The sequence below is a fragment of the Thermoplasma sp. genome, assembly GCF_008709555.1.
GTDB lineage: Archaea > Thermoplasmatota > Thermoplasmata > Thermoplasmatales > Thermoplasmataceae > Thermoplasma.
The window spans coordinates 1-14,443 of the sequence record NZ_VYIJ01000016.1 but is presented as its reverse complement, the minus strand read 5'-3'; the positions used below and the strand labels follow the sequence as shown (position 1 = coordinate 14,443).

Here is a 14,443-nt window from a genome sequence, read left to right as displayed (position 1 = left end):
CCGCCCCTTTTTTCCCATACGGGTATCTGTGTACGGAGAATGATTAAATAATAGGCTCATCATTCAATGATCATGCAGATCAACTTCTATAAGGTCAGGATACCATTCCTCAGACCTTTTACGACAAGTTTCGGTACAGAAGAGTACAGGGAAGCGCTCTTGTTCAGGCTGTCGCATGATGGTGTCGAGGCCTACTCTGAGGCTGTCACTTCTCCCATCCCGGATTACGGCTATGAGGATAATACAACGGTGCTGCACGTAATACGGGATCTCGCAGCGAAACATATCGCAGATCTTCCCGACCCCTCAACGTTCATGGAGAGGGTCAGGGGAATAAAGGGGCACAATATGGGCAAGGCCGCACTGGAGATGCTGCTCTGGGACTACCACAGCAAGGCAAGCGATCAGCCGCTATACAGATACCTGGGCAGGAGCAGGGGATACGCAAATGTCGGTATCTCCATAGGCATGGCTAAGATCGAGGAGATGCTGGAACAGATAGAGAAGGCGGTATCAATGGGATACAAGAGGATAAAGATCAAGATAGCCAGGGGGAGGGAGGGTTTGGTCAGAGATGTCAGGGACAATTTTCCAGACATACCTCTGAGCGTGGATGCAAATGGAGATTACACACCATCAGATATTCCGAGGTTAAAGGACCTTGACAGGTACGATCTTGAATACATAGAGCAGCCTTTCTCTGGAGACGACCTGATATACCACTCAAGGCTGAAGAAGGAGATATCGACCCCGCTGTGCCTCGATGAATCTATAACCTCTGCGGACAAGGCGAAGAAGGCCTTCGAGATAGGCGCTGCGGATGTCATAAATATAAAGCCTGGGCGCATAGGAGGCTTCGCAGAATCGCTGAAGGTTGCTGAGATAGCGAGGGAGAACGGCGGGCATGTTTGGGTCGGAGGCATGCTGGAGACTGGGATCGGGCGTGCATTCAATATCGCTTTTGCCTCGCTCGATCTGGTCGATTACCCGGGCGACACGTCTCCAAATGAGAAATACTTCAGCAGGGATATAGTCAGAAACCCATTCAGAATGAAGAACGGAACCATAGAACCATACCATGAGCCGGGCATAGGCGTCAGGATCGATGAGGAATCCATGTTCCGTTATATGGTTGAGGCCGGCGTCATCTCAGTCTGATGACGCCCTATAGATCCTGTCTATCGTTATCATGTCCCTGAGCGCTATGTCGGGAGGCATGGGGACTGGGTCATCCTTCTCTACAGCGATCAGGAAGCCTGATATTTCCTTCTCTATGACATCGTATGTTTCCACTGGTATGTGCTTCCCGTTTACAATGATATCCCCATAGGCTGTTCTGCGTTTACGCTGATCCCATGGTTCAGTTGGCTTTGTTCCAACGTCCTCGTATATGCTCCCCTTGTCTCCGATTATCTCAAATTCAGGTACCAGGGGAAATTCTGGATAGTTCCAGGAATAGAAGAAAACACCATGCATGCCGTTTTCAAAATTGAAAACCGCTTCAGCAGTATCCTCGCCCAGGTAGTCCCACGTCCTGTGTACAAACGACCTGAGGGATCTGTATCTTCCACCAAAGTTGAGAAGCGTGTCAATGTAATGTGTGCCCTCATCGATGAGAATGCCTCTCCCCATCATGCTCCTGTCGTTTCTCCACCCCTTCAGCTCCCTGAATGACTGATGTCTCACTATGACCGTGTGCGGATTGCCGATCTCTCCGTTGTTTATCCTCCTTATGGCTTCCCTCATGGAGGGATCGAAGTAGAACTGTTCTGCAACCATGAACTTCAGCTTTGATTCTTCCGCCTGTTGTATGAGGCTTATTCCGGAGTCTATGTCTGGCGTTATGGGTTTCTCAACCAGCAGGTTCTTTCTGGACTTCAGCGCCAGGGAACCCATCTCATAATGCAGGCCATCTGGAACAACAAGATCCACTATGCTGGCGCTGGACCGAAGGGCATCTTCGTAATTGTCATATATCTTCGACACGTTGTAAAGATCCGAACATCTCTTAGCCTCATCCTTATCCCTCTCGACTATTGAGACATCGTAGCCCAATTTTGAATACACCCTGAGATGCTCCTTACCGAATCCCTTGCAGCCCACCAGCACTATATCCATACAGGTATAAAATTGCCGTATTACACTTAAACTTTTTGATTATTCATATTTTATTTAAAAACTTTTAGAATTATATGAGATGCAAGACCGAGTCAATTATAAGGGCTCCAACACAATAATACCTATTTCATAGAGTCAAAAAATAAAAATTGTTTCAGATGCCATGTGTAAGGTTGTCGATCCTTCCCCCATCTATGACGATCACCTGGCCGTTCATGTATTCGGAATCCTTAGTGGCGAGGAACAGGGCAGCATTGCCAATATATTCAGGCTTTCCCACCATCTTCAGCGTTGTTCTCGATCTGAAATCATCCTCAAGCTTCTTTATCTCATCGCTGCTCTTTCCGCCTATGGTCAGATCCGTCTCTATCCATCCAGGCGCGATGGCGTTGACCCTTATTCCATACTCGGAGAGATCAAAGGCAAGCCTCTTCGTGAGCATTATGATGCCGGCCTTTGTGATTGCGTAAAATGTAGTGTTCTTCGCAGCTGTTCCTATACCGGCGTTTGAGGCTATGTTTATTATTGTCCCCTTCTTTTCCTTAAGATCCGGCAGAAATTCGAGCGTTGTGTATATGCTCCCCATCAGGTTGACATCCATCATCCTCCGCACCTTTTCATCGTCATACTGATCGAATGGCATGAGGTACCAGATGCCGGAGTTGTTCACCAGGATATCGATCTTGCCCATCTTGCTGTGTATCTCCTCTGCCATCCTGTGCAGCTGCTCTCTGCTGGAAACATCGGCACGGAAGATCTCTCCTCCAGTTACCTTCTTCACTTCAAGCGCTGCCCTCTCGTCGCTGTTATAATTTATTGCCACTCTAGCGCCCTCCTCTGCAAATTTCTCTGCTATTGCGCGTCCAAGACCCTTGCTTGCGCCCGTTATCAGGGCGTTCTTGCCCTCAAGTTTTCCGCTCATACTTCATCATACAACGATCTTTGAAAAATATTTTCCAAATAGAGATAATATAATAATTACTCATTTTTAACCGATCTTAAATTATAATATATATTGAACCAAGGATACTGCACTTCCGCGTAATTAAAGTATATTAATTTTGTCTCAGATTTTGCTTATAAAATATATCAAATAGAAAGCCCAAGTATATTGATATACGAATAAATATATATTTTACGGTTCCGGTAAACGTGTCTGAAAAAACTATTAAATATAATGCGGATTTCATAGTATGGAGAATTCAGTCAGATATTCCGATCTGATCGAAAGGCTGGACATGAGCAAGGTCACAAGATTCTACTGGCTCCTGACCATTCTAGCCACGATCGGAGGTTTCCTGTTTGGATACGATACTGCCAACATAGGATCTGCTCTTCCACTTCTGGAAAAGATATATCCTGGAATAAGCGGGTTTGTTGAAGGTTATCTGGTAGCCGGCGCCTCACTCGGTGCTGCCGTCGGAGCGCTTGTTGCTGCCGGCCTTACCGACAGATATGGAAGAAAGTACCTGCTGATAGCGGACGCGGCCATATACGCAGCTGGTGCACTGCTCTCTGCCTTCACGGTTGACCTCGTGATGCTGCTGCTGTCAAGAACGCTGATAGGAATTGCCGTCGGCGCTGATTCAGGAATAGCAACGGCTTACATAGCGGAATACGCTCCGAAGGCAAGAAGGGGTACGCTCGGTATCCTGCAGCAGTGGATGATAACAATAGGAATACTTGCCGCATATCTTATCGGAATGGCGACTCTCTTCTTCGCACCAGGGCTAGCATATGCATTGGGCTGGAGGATAATGCTGGGTGTTGCAGCCATACCCGCGCTAATAGGCCTTGCCTTCAGGTTCGTGATGCCGGAGTCTCCCAGATGGCTTCTCATTAACGGCAAATACAGTGAGGCATCCGTATCGCTCAAGAAGCTTGGCCTGAATATGAGCGAGGAGGAACTCAAATCTGTCAAGCTATCTCAGCCGCACAAGATAACGCCGGGAGTGAAGCGTGCACTCCTGATAGTTGGCCTGTTCTTCGTCTTTCAGCAGATAACTGGAATCAATGTGCCTTTCTATTATGGTCCAGTGGTGCTGGAGGATCTGCACATTGTGGGAAAATCAACATCGCTCGTGTACAGCATCTATTACTCCATTGCTGCTTCCGCGATCCTTGCCATCATCAACGTTGCTGCAACGTACATAGGATTCAAGTACATAGACACGGTCGGCAGGAGAAAACTCGCATTGATGGGATACGGAGGTATGACGTTCTTTGCAATACTGGGTGGTGTCCTACTATACCTAAAGTTTGACATAGGACTCTTCATAGCGTTCGCCGGGTTCATAATCTTCTTCGCCTTCGGTGTTGGTGGTACGGGCTGGATGATCCAGGGCGAGTATTTCCCGACAAGCATGAGGGGGCTTTACGCCTCGCTGGGAGCCTTCATAGACTGGATAGCCAATTTCGCAATAATAGAACTGTTCCCGGTGATGGACTCAGCGATAACAATGAAGAACGTGGAGTTCGTTTTCGGCGTTCTTTCATTGATAGCACTGATACTGTTTTACTACATAATGCCGGAGACGAAAGGACTCTCCGTTGAACAGATCGATTCCCTGTTCGAGAACAACAATCTTGGGCAGATGAAGAGCGCATCGATATCCATGAAGAAGGAATCTGTACCCGCAGATCCCAAATGAATTATTTTTAAAAATTTTTATTGAAAAGTTTTTAATAAGAGGATTCTGTTTTCCATTCGTCATGCGAAAGAATATCGTCATAATAGGTGCTGTGATATTTGTAATAGGAATAGCGATGTTTGCCGGTGGCGATTATCTTTTGGGCCATTACACCGTTACAGGAACCGCGCTGAGCCAGATCAGCACTGGGATATATGGCCATGAAATAAACATATCATCACCATCACTGCTCACCGTGGACAGCACATTTTCCTCGATATACCTCATATCTTCGGCCAACATGACAGGCCTTAACGCCACCAATGCAGCTTCAAGAGCTATAAGCCCACTTACGACAACCTCTGTCTCATCCGAACATGTCTGGGCGTACGATCTTACCACGGCTGGATCTTATTACATTATAGTTATTAACGGCACGGCACCAGCCATAACATACAGTTACATACCTCTGAGCTATTCCTATCTATCATTCATAACGGTCATTGGCATAGTACTCATAATTGTGGGGATAATAGTAGCCATAATAGGACTGATACTCAAACAGAAGAAGACACCGGAAGAACCGCAGATATGATCCCGGATTTCGACCGTGAAAAGATTTAATAAATTTGAAGCCCTAGAATGCTGGAAATGCTCTACTGGAACCCAGCCTTCTTCGCAGCTTCTTTTGGCATCTTCGCCATCATCGCCCTTTACTCCTCATTATCTGACATTAGGAAGAGAACGGTTAATTCCTTCACATTTCTGCCCATGTTCTTTGTGGCTGCCGTATATTATATATTACTCCATGAATATTATATGGCGATCCTCACGTCCGTCCTTGCCCTTTCCACCTTCATGCGCACGGATTCCTACATATACCTGTTGCTTCCCGCTATATCCTTCATAATCGCCGTACTCACAGGATCGCTGAGCATAGGCGTTCTTGTGGCGATACTCTTCGTATTGCTTGGCTTCAGGGAGACGCTCTTCGGCATAGGTGACGTCAAGGCGGAGGTCTCTTACCTCATGGCGTTCCAGTACTTGAACAGGCCATTATTCCTTGGGTCTGTGTTTGCTGTGAGCTTCCTGATATATATCTCTGCGTTCTCGCTTCTTGTTATAATTGCGTTTTATCTGAGTGCTTTGCATAGGGGTCTTAGATTTGATGGCATATACATTGCCTATGACGAGGCAGAATACTCAAAAAACAGCCAGAAGTATAGGATTATCGGTTCTGGAGACCGCGCCAGGATGTCGTACAGGATGCCTTTTCTGGTTCCGATAAACCTTGCAGCACTTTTCTCAGTACTCATAGGTCTGCCAGCGTTCCTTTTCTGATCCATCGTCAACTATGGTCATGGGAAGAGGTAAAATACAGGAGCACAATGTAAGCCGGAACAGGTGCATAATTTACCATGGATCCTGAAGTTCCAGAGTTTGTTTTGAACGACGTGAATGAGGCCGACAGGCGTCTCAGGGAAATGGGTGCAAGGAAGATACTCCTGCAGCTTCCTGATGGTCTCAAGCCCTATACATTCGATTATTTCAACTATCTTTCGCGGAGGTACGATGTCATCGTATCATCATCGCCCGTATATGGCGCCTGCGACATAGGCCCATCATACCTCTACGAGAAGGTTGACGCTATAGTGCAGGTCGGGCACTCAATAATGCGGAATGTCAATTATCCAAAGCCGGTGATATTCATCGAGCATTACAAAACCATCGACATAAAGGATATAGACACAAGTCCAATAGGCAAATACCATAGGATAGGGTTACTTTATTCCATACAGTACAGGTATACCTCTGATCGCGTCAGGCAGATACTCGAGTCCAGATCCTTCGAGGTCGTGATGGGGCGATCCGATAGGCGAATGACCTATGACGGCCAGGTACTCGGATGCAACTTCAGCTCAGTTCATTCCATAGAGAATCAGGTTGACGCATTCGTCATAGTTTCAACAGGCGTATTCCATGCAATCGGATCGCAGATATCCACCGAAAAACCGGTGTTCCTGTTAGATCTTAACGAAATGTCCCTTCGTTCCATGGAGCGGGAAGCCGATGCCTTCGTAAGGAAACGCTATGCCCAGATATTCAGATCCATGGATTCAAGGAAGATATGCTTCATGGTCGATACGAGGATAGGCCAGAGGAGAGAAAGACTTGCCAGAACGCTGATGGAAAGTGCCAGATCCCTTGGAAAGGACGCTGTACTGTCATACACCGATAACATAAGCGATCAGGATATACAGAACATGGGGTGCGATCTCGTCGTATACACTGGATGCCCCAGGGTTCCCATAGATGACCAGGAACGGTTCTCCGTTCCGGTGCTGACGCCCGCAGAGTTTTCGATGGCTTTTTTGAAGTCCACAAATGGATACGTTTTGGATGAGATCGTATCAGTCGATGACGCTACCGATCAGTGAGGCATTTTCAAAGCCGATTATGCGCACGGAATGCCATGAATATTTTTCGACGCTGTCTTCCACGATCACTGGTCTGTATGCGGAATCCCGCCCGACCATGGTACCCGGTTTTCCGATCTCTGTTATGAGTACACGTTCCACCTTTCCCACGAGTGCCGAAAATCTTTCTGATACTATGTGCCCGTGTATCTCGGCTATTCTTCTGTCCTGTTCCTTCAGCAGGTTGGTCGGCCTGGGCCTGTGCTCGAAGTCCGGAGTCAGCTCTCTCGGCGAGAACCTCGTGACGTTCACTATCTCCGGTTTTATCTCCTCTATTAGATCGCAGGTCAGATCGAAGCTGCGATCCGTCTCAGCATGGTACCCTATTATGACGTCGGTTGAAAGAGTCATATCCGGAAAGCGTTTCCTGAACGATCGTACGATCTTCAGGAACTCATCCACGGTGTATTCCCTGTTCATGGCTCTAAGGACATCATCATCCCCGCTCTGAACGGGGATATGCAGGAACTTGAATACCTTTGGGTCATCATAGGCTTCCAGGAGACCGTCCAGTATCTCCATGGTGTTCCTTGGCTCCATCATACCAACGCGCAGCATGAAGTCGCCATCAATTGAGGTGATATCCTTTATGAGCGATGGAAGCCTGTAGCCAGTGTCCTTGCCATATGCGGCCGTGTCAAGGGAACTTATCCTTATCTCCTTCTTTCCGGATGATACGATCATCTTCACCTGATTTGCTATCTTTTCCGGCTTTCTTGACACGAGTTTTCCCCTTGCTATGTGAGATATACAGAAATTGCATCTTCCGGTGCATCCCTGGTTTATTGGTATCCCGGACATGATCTCTGCATCCACGATCGATGTATCATCAAGGTATTCCTGAAACTGCTGGAACTGTTTTCTGTCAACAGCCTCTATATTTCCGCCAGAGATCTCCCTGCCCTTTATGGCTGAGAGGCATCCTATGACTCTCACACGTCCATACCTGCTCAGCTCCTCGATCCTCCTCATCATGTGGTCCTCTGTCTTTTTAATGACAGCACATGTGCCAATTATGGACAGATCCGCATCCTCTGGCCTGCTTACAAGGACGGATCCATCGGACAGGAGCCTGTTCACGTAGAGTCCTGTTTCTCCCTGGTTGAGCGTGCATCCATAGCCCTCGTAGTAGATCTTCATTTGTTGTGGATTTTCTTCTGGTATATTAGCATAGATTATCGTTTACGCTGACAAGCTGGTCTTCAATGCCTTTTGGCTTGCAAAGATATTGTGCGGCAGCGTCCATGACACATTTTATGTGCATCCACCGCAAAAATCAAGGATGCTGGCTGGCCAAAGATGATCCATAATTCCTTGGCATCCAGAAGGGGTATACGTCAAAGGTCGAAATAACAGGTGAAAAGCTTAATAATTGCTCTGATCGTATACATGTTGTGCAAAAATAATCATTTTATAAAAAAATATTTAGCTATCCGTTATAAAATAACCGAATCTTAAACTCAGAATTTATATATTTAAAATAAATAACTGAATATGGAAAAGAAAGACATATCAGATCAGTACCTGGAGGGCTACAGCTGCGATGTCGCCATCCGCTGGTCGAGGATCGATCCGTCACTCCTGCCTGTTGACGAGCTTGACAAGCAGATAATATGCTTTCTGAGGTATAATGCGAGGATCTCGAACGCGGAGATAGCTAAAGCTCTCAATACCAGCGAGGCAACGGTCAGAAGGAGGATAAATGAGCTTGTTAGAAAGAAGATAATAATAGGCTTTTCTGCACTTGTTGATCTTCAGGCTGTGGAGAACAGCATCAAGGCTTACATAATCATCGACGTGGACCCGAACAAGATGGATGATGTTGCGAACTCCATAACGGACAACATAAACGTATTGAGCCTTTACAGAAGAAGGGGCAAGAACCAGCTCATAGCTGAGACGCTCTTCCTGAACCTTGAAGCCATAGAGAACTTTGAGAACCAGATATCCAAGATGAGTGGCGTCAAAAACTTCGAGACAATGATAATATCCAAAGCCTACAGAAAGAATCCATGGATAGGTATCTGATAACGATCACCAGCCATCAGGTCATGCATGAAATCCAGGCGTCTCCTGCAATAGCATTTTGCAGAAAATAAGCTTGCTGTTCGGATCCTCTATGATCCTAAAAATATAAGGGCGGGTCAAGGATCAGTCCTTGGGAACCCCGCTATCCATTATCTTCATGTACTGTTCTTCTGTTATCTTGCCCGTGGCAAGCACCAGGCTCTTTATTGATTTGCCTGTTTCCACGGCCTCCCTGACGATCTTCGCCACGTTGTCGTAGCCAAGGTACGGGTTCAGGAGCGCAGCTGATCCAAAGCTGTTTGCCAGGTGTTCCCTGCATACAGGGACATTGGCCTTAACACCATCTATCAGCTTCTCCTTGAACATCTTCAGGCCGTTCGTCATTATGTCCAGCGATCTCGTCAATTCGTAATCGATGTTCGGCATCATCACGTTGAGCTCAAGCTGTCCTGCCTGCACGCTCATGTTGACTGCCTGCTGTGCGCCTATCACAGAGTGGCATATCATGTTCATCGCCTCGGCTATTGATGGGTTTATCTTCCCGGGCATTATTGAGGATCCCTGCTGGACAGCGGGTATTATTATCTCATGTATGCCAGTTCCAGGACCTGAATAAAGGAGCCTTATGTCGTTGGCCATCTTCTCCACATCAAGCGCAAGGTTAGTCACCGCGTTCATGACCCTGGAGAAGTCTGTCATGAACTGCATTATCCCGAGCAGATTGGGGCTCTTCCTGAAATTTTCCTTCGTTATCTCGTTTATGTGCTTTACAACGTTTTCCTGGTAGTTCTTCGCGGTGTTTATGCCCGTACCTACAGCTGTACCTCCTATGTTGAGTTCCATTATGTAATCGGATGCGTCGATCAATTCATCGCGGTCCTTCTTCATGGCGTATGCATAGGCTCCGAATTCTAGGCCGAGCGTAACAGGAGCGGCATCCTGCAGATGAGTTCTGCCAGGTTTGGCGATACCCCTGAACTCCCTGCTCTTTGCTTCCAGGCTCTCGATCAGCTCATTGAGTGCATCCTTCAGCTTCTTGATCTTCTTGGAAACCGTGAGGCGCATCATGGTAGGATAGACATCGTTTGTCGACTGGCTCATGTTCACATGGTCGTTTGGGTGTATTACAGAGTAATCGCCCTTGTTCTTTCCCATCAGCGTGAGTGCTACATTTGCTATCACTTCGTTGGCGTTCATATTGTATGAGGTGCCTGCACCGGCTTGGTAGACATCTATGACAAACTGGTCATGGTATTTTCCGCTGATTATTTCATCACAGGCTCTCGAAATGTAATCGGCCTTCTCCTTGTCCAGTGCGCCGCCGTCAGCATTAGCAAGCGCTGCCGCCTTCTTTACCTGCGCTATTGAAACGATGTGATCAGAATCTGCGGTCAGGCCAGTGATCCTGAAGTTCTCCCTTGCCCTTGCGGTGTTTATGCCGTAAAAAACGTTATCGGGCAGCTGTACCTCTCCAATGACGTCTCTTTCCGTCCTCATGCGTGACTATCGTTTGTACGTATAAATTTTTGATTGTGCCAGAATGAGGATATCAAAAAGTAATCGCATGAAGAACGCGGCATGATAAATATCTGCAGTGAATACAATTTACATGCATTTCATGCTATATATCAATTAGTTGTGAAAAGAGAAAAAACATATTAATATCATCCGGTGATAACAAGAGATGACAATCATGAGGCAAAATGAGGTCATTATCAGAGTAGCCGGTGCAGCCGGTGACGGTGTGCAGTCTGCCGGCGAAATCCTGATAAGAACTTTTGCAAGAAGTGGGCTTTATGCTACCTCTTACAACTATTATCAGGACATAATAAGGGGTGGCGAGTCCTGGTACCAGGTGCGTGCTTCGGACGTGAAGGTGAAGAATCAGGGCGATGGCCTTGACATTCTCATAGCGCTCAATCAGGACGGTGTCGAAAGGCACACGAATCCTGACATAAATGAGGGCGGAGCTTCACCTCTTGGAAAGGATGGGATCGTAATATTTGACAATTCGATAAAGAACTACACGAAGAGGGACACAAATTACTGCTCGATGCCTCTCGCGGACATAGCGGCAAAGTACAGCAAGAACACGCTTTTGAAGAATACGGTTGGTCTCGGCGCAGCGATAGCCGCAACTGGCATTGATTTCAATATATTCGCAGATGTCATAAGGGACCAGTTCGGCAAAAAGGGTGAGATAGCTGAACTGAACGTGAAGGCCGCAAAGGAAGGCTACGATTATTATCTCGCAAACTTCAAGCCTCTTGGCAAGAAGTTCAAGTTCGGAAAGAAGAAGTACACGATATCCGGTGGAATGGCAGTAGCTCTTGGAGCAGTTGCAGGCGGCCTAAAGATGTATGTAGCGTATCCGATGACGCCGGCATCATCGGCGCTCCACTTTCTGGCACAGCACGCAAAGAAGTATGGTGTATTCGTGAAAATACCGGAGGATGAGATATCTGCAATAAACACCACCATAGGCGCGAACTACGCAGGCATCCGTGCTATGACAGGTTCATCCGGCGGTGGTTTCGCACTCATGACCGAGGCTGTTGGTCTATCAGGGATGACCGAGGTACCTCTTGTCATATATGAGGCACAGAGGACAGGCCCGTCCACGGGTCTTCCAACCAAGACTGAGCAGGGTGATCTGAACCAGGTTCTCGGAGCATCGCAGGGCGATTTCCCGAGGATAGTGTTCGCTCCAGGCGATATAGAGGAATCGTTCTACTTGACAAGAGAGGCCATGAACATAGCGGAAAAATATCAGACGCCTGTTTTCATTATGTCCGATCTCTACCTGGCCGAGCATTACGATACCATAGACAGTTTCGACCTTAACTTCACCATAGACCATGGACTGAGGGCTAAGGACAACGAACCTGATTACAAGAGGTACCTGATAACTGAAACTGGAATATCACCCAGGGCGATCCCGGGACAGCCTGGAAATATGCACAACGAGGATTCAGATGAGCACAACGAGTACGGGGACGTTGTCAGCGATGCTGTTACGAATCCACAGGACAGGATAAGGATGATGCAGAAGAGGATGCGCAAGCTCGACACATACATAGAGGAGATGAAGCCAACTCCGACATACCGGATTCAGGATGCTGATTACGTCATAATACAGTGGGGAAGCACGAAGGGTGCCGTTGAGGAGGCAATAGACATACTCAGGTCGAAAGGCATAAAGATAGGCGCAATAGAGGTCAAGAATGTGTTCCCGCTGAACCCAGACATAGGTACACTGCTGAAGAACAGGAAGAAGATATTTGCGGTTGAGAACAACTATTCTGGGCAGTTATCGAAGTACATCGCAGCGCAGTTCCTTGTGAAGCCTGAGCTCATAACAAAGTACGATGGAGAGGCATTCTATCCGAATGCCCTTGCAGAGGAAATAGAGGTAAGGATAGGGAAGAAGAATGAGGTAATTAGGGAGTGATAACAATGAATATGAACGATTACAAGAACAAGAGGGTACCACCAGACTGGTGCCCTGGCTGTGGCAATTTCGCCCAGCTTTCCGCCATCACGATGGCCCTTGCTGAGCTCAAGATCGATCCAAAGGACGTGGTTGTGGCTTCAGGTATCGGATGCTCATCCAACATGCCTGAGTTTCTGAATACGTACGGTTTCCATGGCCTGCATGGGAGGCTCGTACCTTTCGCTGCTGGCGTGAAATGGGCCAACTCGAAGCTCACGGTCATAGCATACGGTGGAGACGGTGACGGTTTCTTCGAGGGTACTCAGCACTTCTACCACACGGCGAAGAGGAACGTTGATATAACGTACATGGTATCCGATAACCAGGTCTTCGGTCTGACGACCGGGCAGGCCTCTCCTACCGCGCCGTTAGGCTTGAGAACTAAGACAACCCCGGACGGAAACATAGAGACGCCGTTCAACCCCATAGCATTTGCCCTGAACGCTGGAGCAACATTCGTGGCCAGGGGATTCTCCGGAGATGTAAAGCACCTGAAGGATCTTACTGTACGCGCAATAAAGCACAAGGGATTCTCTTTCATAGACGTCATAAGCCCATGCGTGACATGGAACAAGGAAAACAGCTACGAGTACTTCAGGCCGAGGGTGTACCATCTCGAGAATAACGATGTCACGAACTTCGATCAGGCTTACAAGCTGGCCTTCGAATGGGGCGACCACATACCGATAGGCGTTTTTTACGAGGTTGATAGGCCTACTTACGAGGACCTTGATGAGGTGCTGAAGGAAGGCCCGCTAATAGAACAGAAGCTTCATACACTTACCGAGGAAGATCTGGAAGAATTCGCATAATCAATCATTTATTTTTTAAATTTTGTCAGGTATACTGCAATCAATATCATACTGGTGATGAATATAATGATGCCAGGAGTCTCTATATAGATATTTGAATCAGCAGTTTTTTCTATCTTTGTTGAATATATCAACGAAGTATGAGACCATTTTTCCGCCGTTATCTGTACATTATAAGGTATGTTGGCATACTGGGCGGCAAGATATACGGTGTGGGTTGATTTTGGGCCTATCGTAAGGTTATCGATCAGTCTTTCGCTGGTTACAGTTACCCCTGTGAGGTTCTTGTATTCTGAAACTATATAGATATTTACATGAACTGTAGAATTACTGGTCATTATCGTAAGGTTAGAAGGTATTCCGAAGAAATTATATAATGTTATATTTGCGCTTCCGTTGACCGAATACTCCTCAACTGAATAGTTGTAATATGTAGGGTGTTGCGTATAAGAATACCCTATTAGAGCGGATCCAAGTATAGCCAGAGATAGGAAGAGTACAAGGAAAGCCACGCCGGGAGTTCTCATACTGGGAAATTTTCTTCTTTTCCTCGTTTCTATTCTTATCCTGGAGATCTGATCCACCCCCATCTAATGAATTATAATGTTATTCATCAACATTTATAATCCAGTTCCAAACCTTCCGGAATATATGCATTTGTTGATTCTATACATTGAAGTATTAGTTTAAGTGGTTCTCATAATCATACTAGCAGTTTCCAATATATAAATGATTTCACTCGGTGCTTTAAATTTTCATGGCTTGTTCCGGGATTCACTGAACATCATACGGAAAGACTGAGATAGACCGCTATGTTCAAGGGCTTTTAGTCGATCCTCGTACGCTATCCATTTAAGATATGCCTTCTTGCCTATGGGCAAAATA

The 14,443-nt window shown here is 46.8% G+C and carries 13 protein-coding genes; 8 read left to right on the top strand and 5 right to left on the bottom strand.

The genetic code is table 11. The annotated features are described in order from the left end of the window. The first annotated feature begins 72 nt into the window (after positions 1-72). Entirely contained in the window at positions 73-1,158 is a 1,086-nt protein-coding gene (gene menC / locus F6Q11_RS06090; RefSeq protein ID WP_297027261.1) for an o-succinylbenzoate synthase, read from the top strand. Here the strand turns inward: menC and F6Q11_RS06085 are convergent. Continuing rightward, positions 1,150-2,118 (bottom strand): Gfo/Idh/MocA family protein, encoded by a 969-nt coding sequence (locus F6Q11_RS06085; protein ID WP_297027259.1) that lies wholly within the window; start codon positions 2,116-2,118, stop codon positions 1,150-1,152. The two genes, menC and F6Q11_RS06085, sit on opposite strands and share 9 nt — an antisense overlap. Positions 2,119-2,272: 154 nt before the next feature. Further along, positions 2,273-3,040 carry an SDR family oxidoreductase gene (locus F6Q11_RS06080; protein ID WP_297027258.1) on the bottom strand — a complete coding sequence of 256 codons (768 nt, stop codon included), beginning with the start codon at positions 3,038-3,040 and terminating at the stop codon, positions 2,273-2,275. Positions 3,041-3,311: 271 nt separating this feature from the next. On the opposite strand from F6Q11_RS06080, the gene F6Q11_RS06075 reads away from it, so the two are divergent. The 4 genes from F6Q11_RS06075 (at position 3,312) to dph2 (ending at position 7,186) form a co-directional block, all read left to right on the top strand. Next, a complete protein-coding gene (locus tag F6Q11_RS06075) occupies positions 3,312-4,769 on the top strand; it encodes a sugar porter family MFS transporter (protein ID WP_297027256.1) in 1,458 nt (485 codons plus the stop codon). 61 nt (positions 4,770-4,830) lie between these two features. Continuing rightward, on the top strand, positions 4,831-5,343 hold the full coding sequence (locus tag F6Q11_RS06070; RefSeq protein ID WP_297027254.1) for a hypothetical protein: 513 nt from the start codon (positions 4,831-4,833) through the stop codon (positions 5,341-5,343). A gap of 47 nt (positions 5,344-5,390) precedes the next feature. Continuing rightward, a complete protein-coding gene (locus tag F6Q11_RS06065; RefSeq protein WP_297027252.1) occupies positions 5,391-6,089 on the top strand; it encodes a hypothetical protein in 699 nt (232 codons plus the stop codon). Between the two features lie 77 nt (positions 6,090-6,166). Beyond that, on the top strand, positions 6,167-7,186 hold the full coding sequence (gene dph2 / locus F6Q11_RS06060) for a diphthamide biosynthesis enzyme Dph2 (protein WP_297027249.1): 1,020 nt from the start codon (positions 6,167-6,169) through the stop codon (positions 7,184-7,186). Here dph2 and F6Q11_RS06055 read toward each other — a convergent pair. Next, the gene (locus F6Q11_RS06055; protein WP_297027246.1) at positions 7,160-8,365 is read right to left on the bottom strand and encodes a tRNA (N(6)-L-threonylcarbamoyladenosine(37)-C(2))-methylthiotransferase; all 1,206 of its coding nucleotides are present in this window, start codon (positions 8,363-8,365) and stop codon (positions 7,160-7,162) included. The two genes, dph2 and F6Q11_RS06055, sit on opposite strands and share 27 nt — an antisense overlap. Before the next feature lie 354 nt (positions 8,366-8,719). On the opposite strand from F6Q11_RS06055, the gene F6Q11_RS06050 reads away from it, so the two are divergent. After that, entirely contained in the window at positions 8,720-9,253 is a 534-nt protein-coding gene (locus F6Q11_RS06050) for an Lrp/AsnC family transcriptional regulator (protein ID WP_297027244.1), read from the top strand. A gap of 123 nt (positions 9,254-9,376) precedes the next feature. Here F6Q11_RS06050 and F6Q11_RS06045 read toward each other — a convergent pair whose 3' ends face one another. Further along, positions 9,377-10,750, bottom strand: a complete 1,374-nt coding sequence (locus F6Q11_RS06045) for an aspartate ammonia-lyase (RefSeq protein ID WP_297027242.1) — start codon at positions 10,748-10,750, stop codon at positions 9,377-9,379. Positions 10,751-10,937: 187 nt separating this feature from the next. On the opposite strand from F6Q11_RS06045, the gene F6Q11_RS06040 reads away from it, so the two are divergent. Together F6Q11_RS06040 and F6Q11_RS06035 are read left to right on the top strand one after the other, a co-directional pair. Continuing rightward, positions 10,938-12,704, top strand: a complete 1,767-nt coding sequence (locus F6Q11_RS06040; RefSeq protein WP_297027240.1) for a 2-oxoacid:acceptor oxidoreductase subunit alpha — start codon at positions 10,938-10,940, stop codon at positions 12,702-12,704. 5 nt (positions 12,705-12,709) lie between these two features. Next, the gene (locus tag F6Q11_RS06035; protein WP_297027237.1) at positions 12,710-13,558 is read left to right on the top strand and encodes a thiamine pyrophosphate-dependent enzyme; all 849 of its coding nucleotides are present in this window, start codon (positions 12,710-12,712) and stop codon (positions 13,556-13,558) included. An 8-nt stretch (positions 13,559-13,566) separates the two neighbouring features. Here the strand turns inward: F6Q11_RS06035 and F6Q11_RS06030 are convergent, their stop codons facing one another. Continuing rightward, complete coding sequence (locus tag F6Q11_RS06030) at positions 13,567-14,148, bottom strand: hypothetical protein (protein WP_297027234.1); 582 nt, start codon at positions 14,146-14,148, stop codon at positions 13,567-13,569. Between the last annotated feature and the right edge of the window lie 295 nt (positions 14,149-14,443).

Excerpts from the sequence above, each read along its gene's own strand:
- menC (WP_297027261.1), top strand. The coding sequence starts at position 73 with ATGCAGATCAACTTCTATAAGGTCAGGATACCATTCCTCAGACCTTTT.
- F6Q11_RS06085 (WP_297027259.1), bottom strand. The coding sequence starts at position 2,118 with ATGGATATAGTGCTGGTGGGCTGCAAGGGATTCGGTAAGGAGCATCTC.
- F6Q11_RS06080 (WP_297027258.1), bottom strand. The coding sequence starts at position 3,040 with ATGAGCGGAAAACTTGAGGGCAAGAACGCCCTGATAACGGGCGCAAGC.
- F6Q11_RS06075 (WP_297027256.1), top strand. The coding sequence starts at position 3,312 with ATGGAGAATTCAGTCAGATATTCCGATCTGATCGAAAGGCTGGACATG.
- F6Q11_RS06070 (WP_297027254.1), top strand. The coding sequence starts at position 4,831 with ATGCGAAAGAATATCGTCATAATAGGTGCTGTGATATTTGTAATAGGA.
- F6Q11_RS06065 (WP_297027252.1), top strand. The coding sequence starts at position 5,391 with ATGCTGGAAATGCTCTACTGGAACCCAGCCTTCTTCGCAGCTTCTTTT.
- dph2 (WP_297027249.1), top strand. The coding sequence starts at position 6,167 with ATGGATCCTGAAGTTCCAGAGTTTGTTTTGAACGACGTGAATGAGGCC.
- F6Q11_RS06055 (WP_297027246.1), bottom strand. The coding sequence starts at position 8,365 with ATGAAGATCTACTACGAGGGCTATGGATGCACGCTCAACCAGGGAGAA.
- F6Q11_RS06050 (WP_297027244.1), top strand. The coding sequence starts at position 8,720 with ATGGAAAAGAAAGACATATCAGATCAGTACCTGGAGGGCTACAGCTGC.
- F6Q11_RS06045 (WP_297027242.1), bottom strand. The coding sequence starts at position 10,750 with ATGAGGACGGAAAGAGACGTCATTGGAGAGGTACAGCTGCCCGATAAC.
- F6Q11_RS06040 (WP_297027240.1), top strand. The coding sequence starts at position 10,938 with ATGACAATCATGAGGCAAAATGAGGTCATTATCAGAGTAGCCGGTGCA.
- F6Q11_RS06035 (WP_297027237.1), top strand. The coding sequence starts at position 12,710 with ATGAATATGAACGATTACAAGAACAAGAGGGTACCACCAGACTGGTGC.
- F6Q11_RS06030 (WP_297027234.1), bottom strand. The coding sequence starts at position 14,148 with ATGGGGGTGGATCAGATCTCCAGGATAAGAATAGAAACGAGGAAAAGA.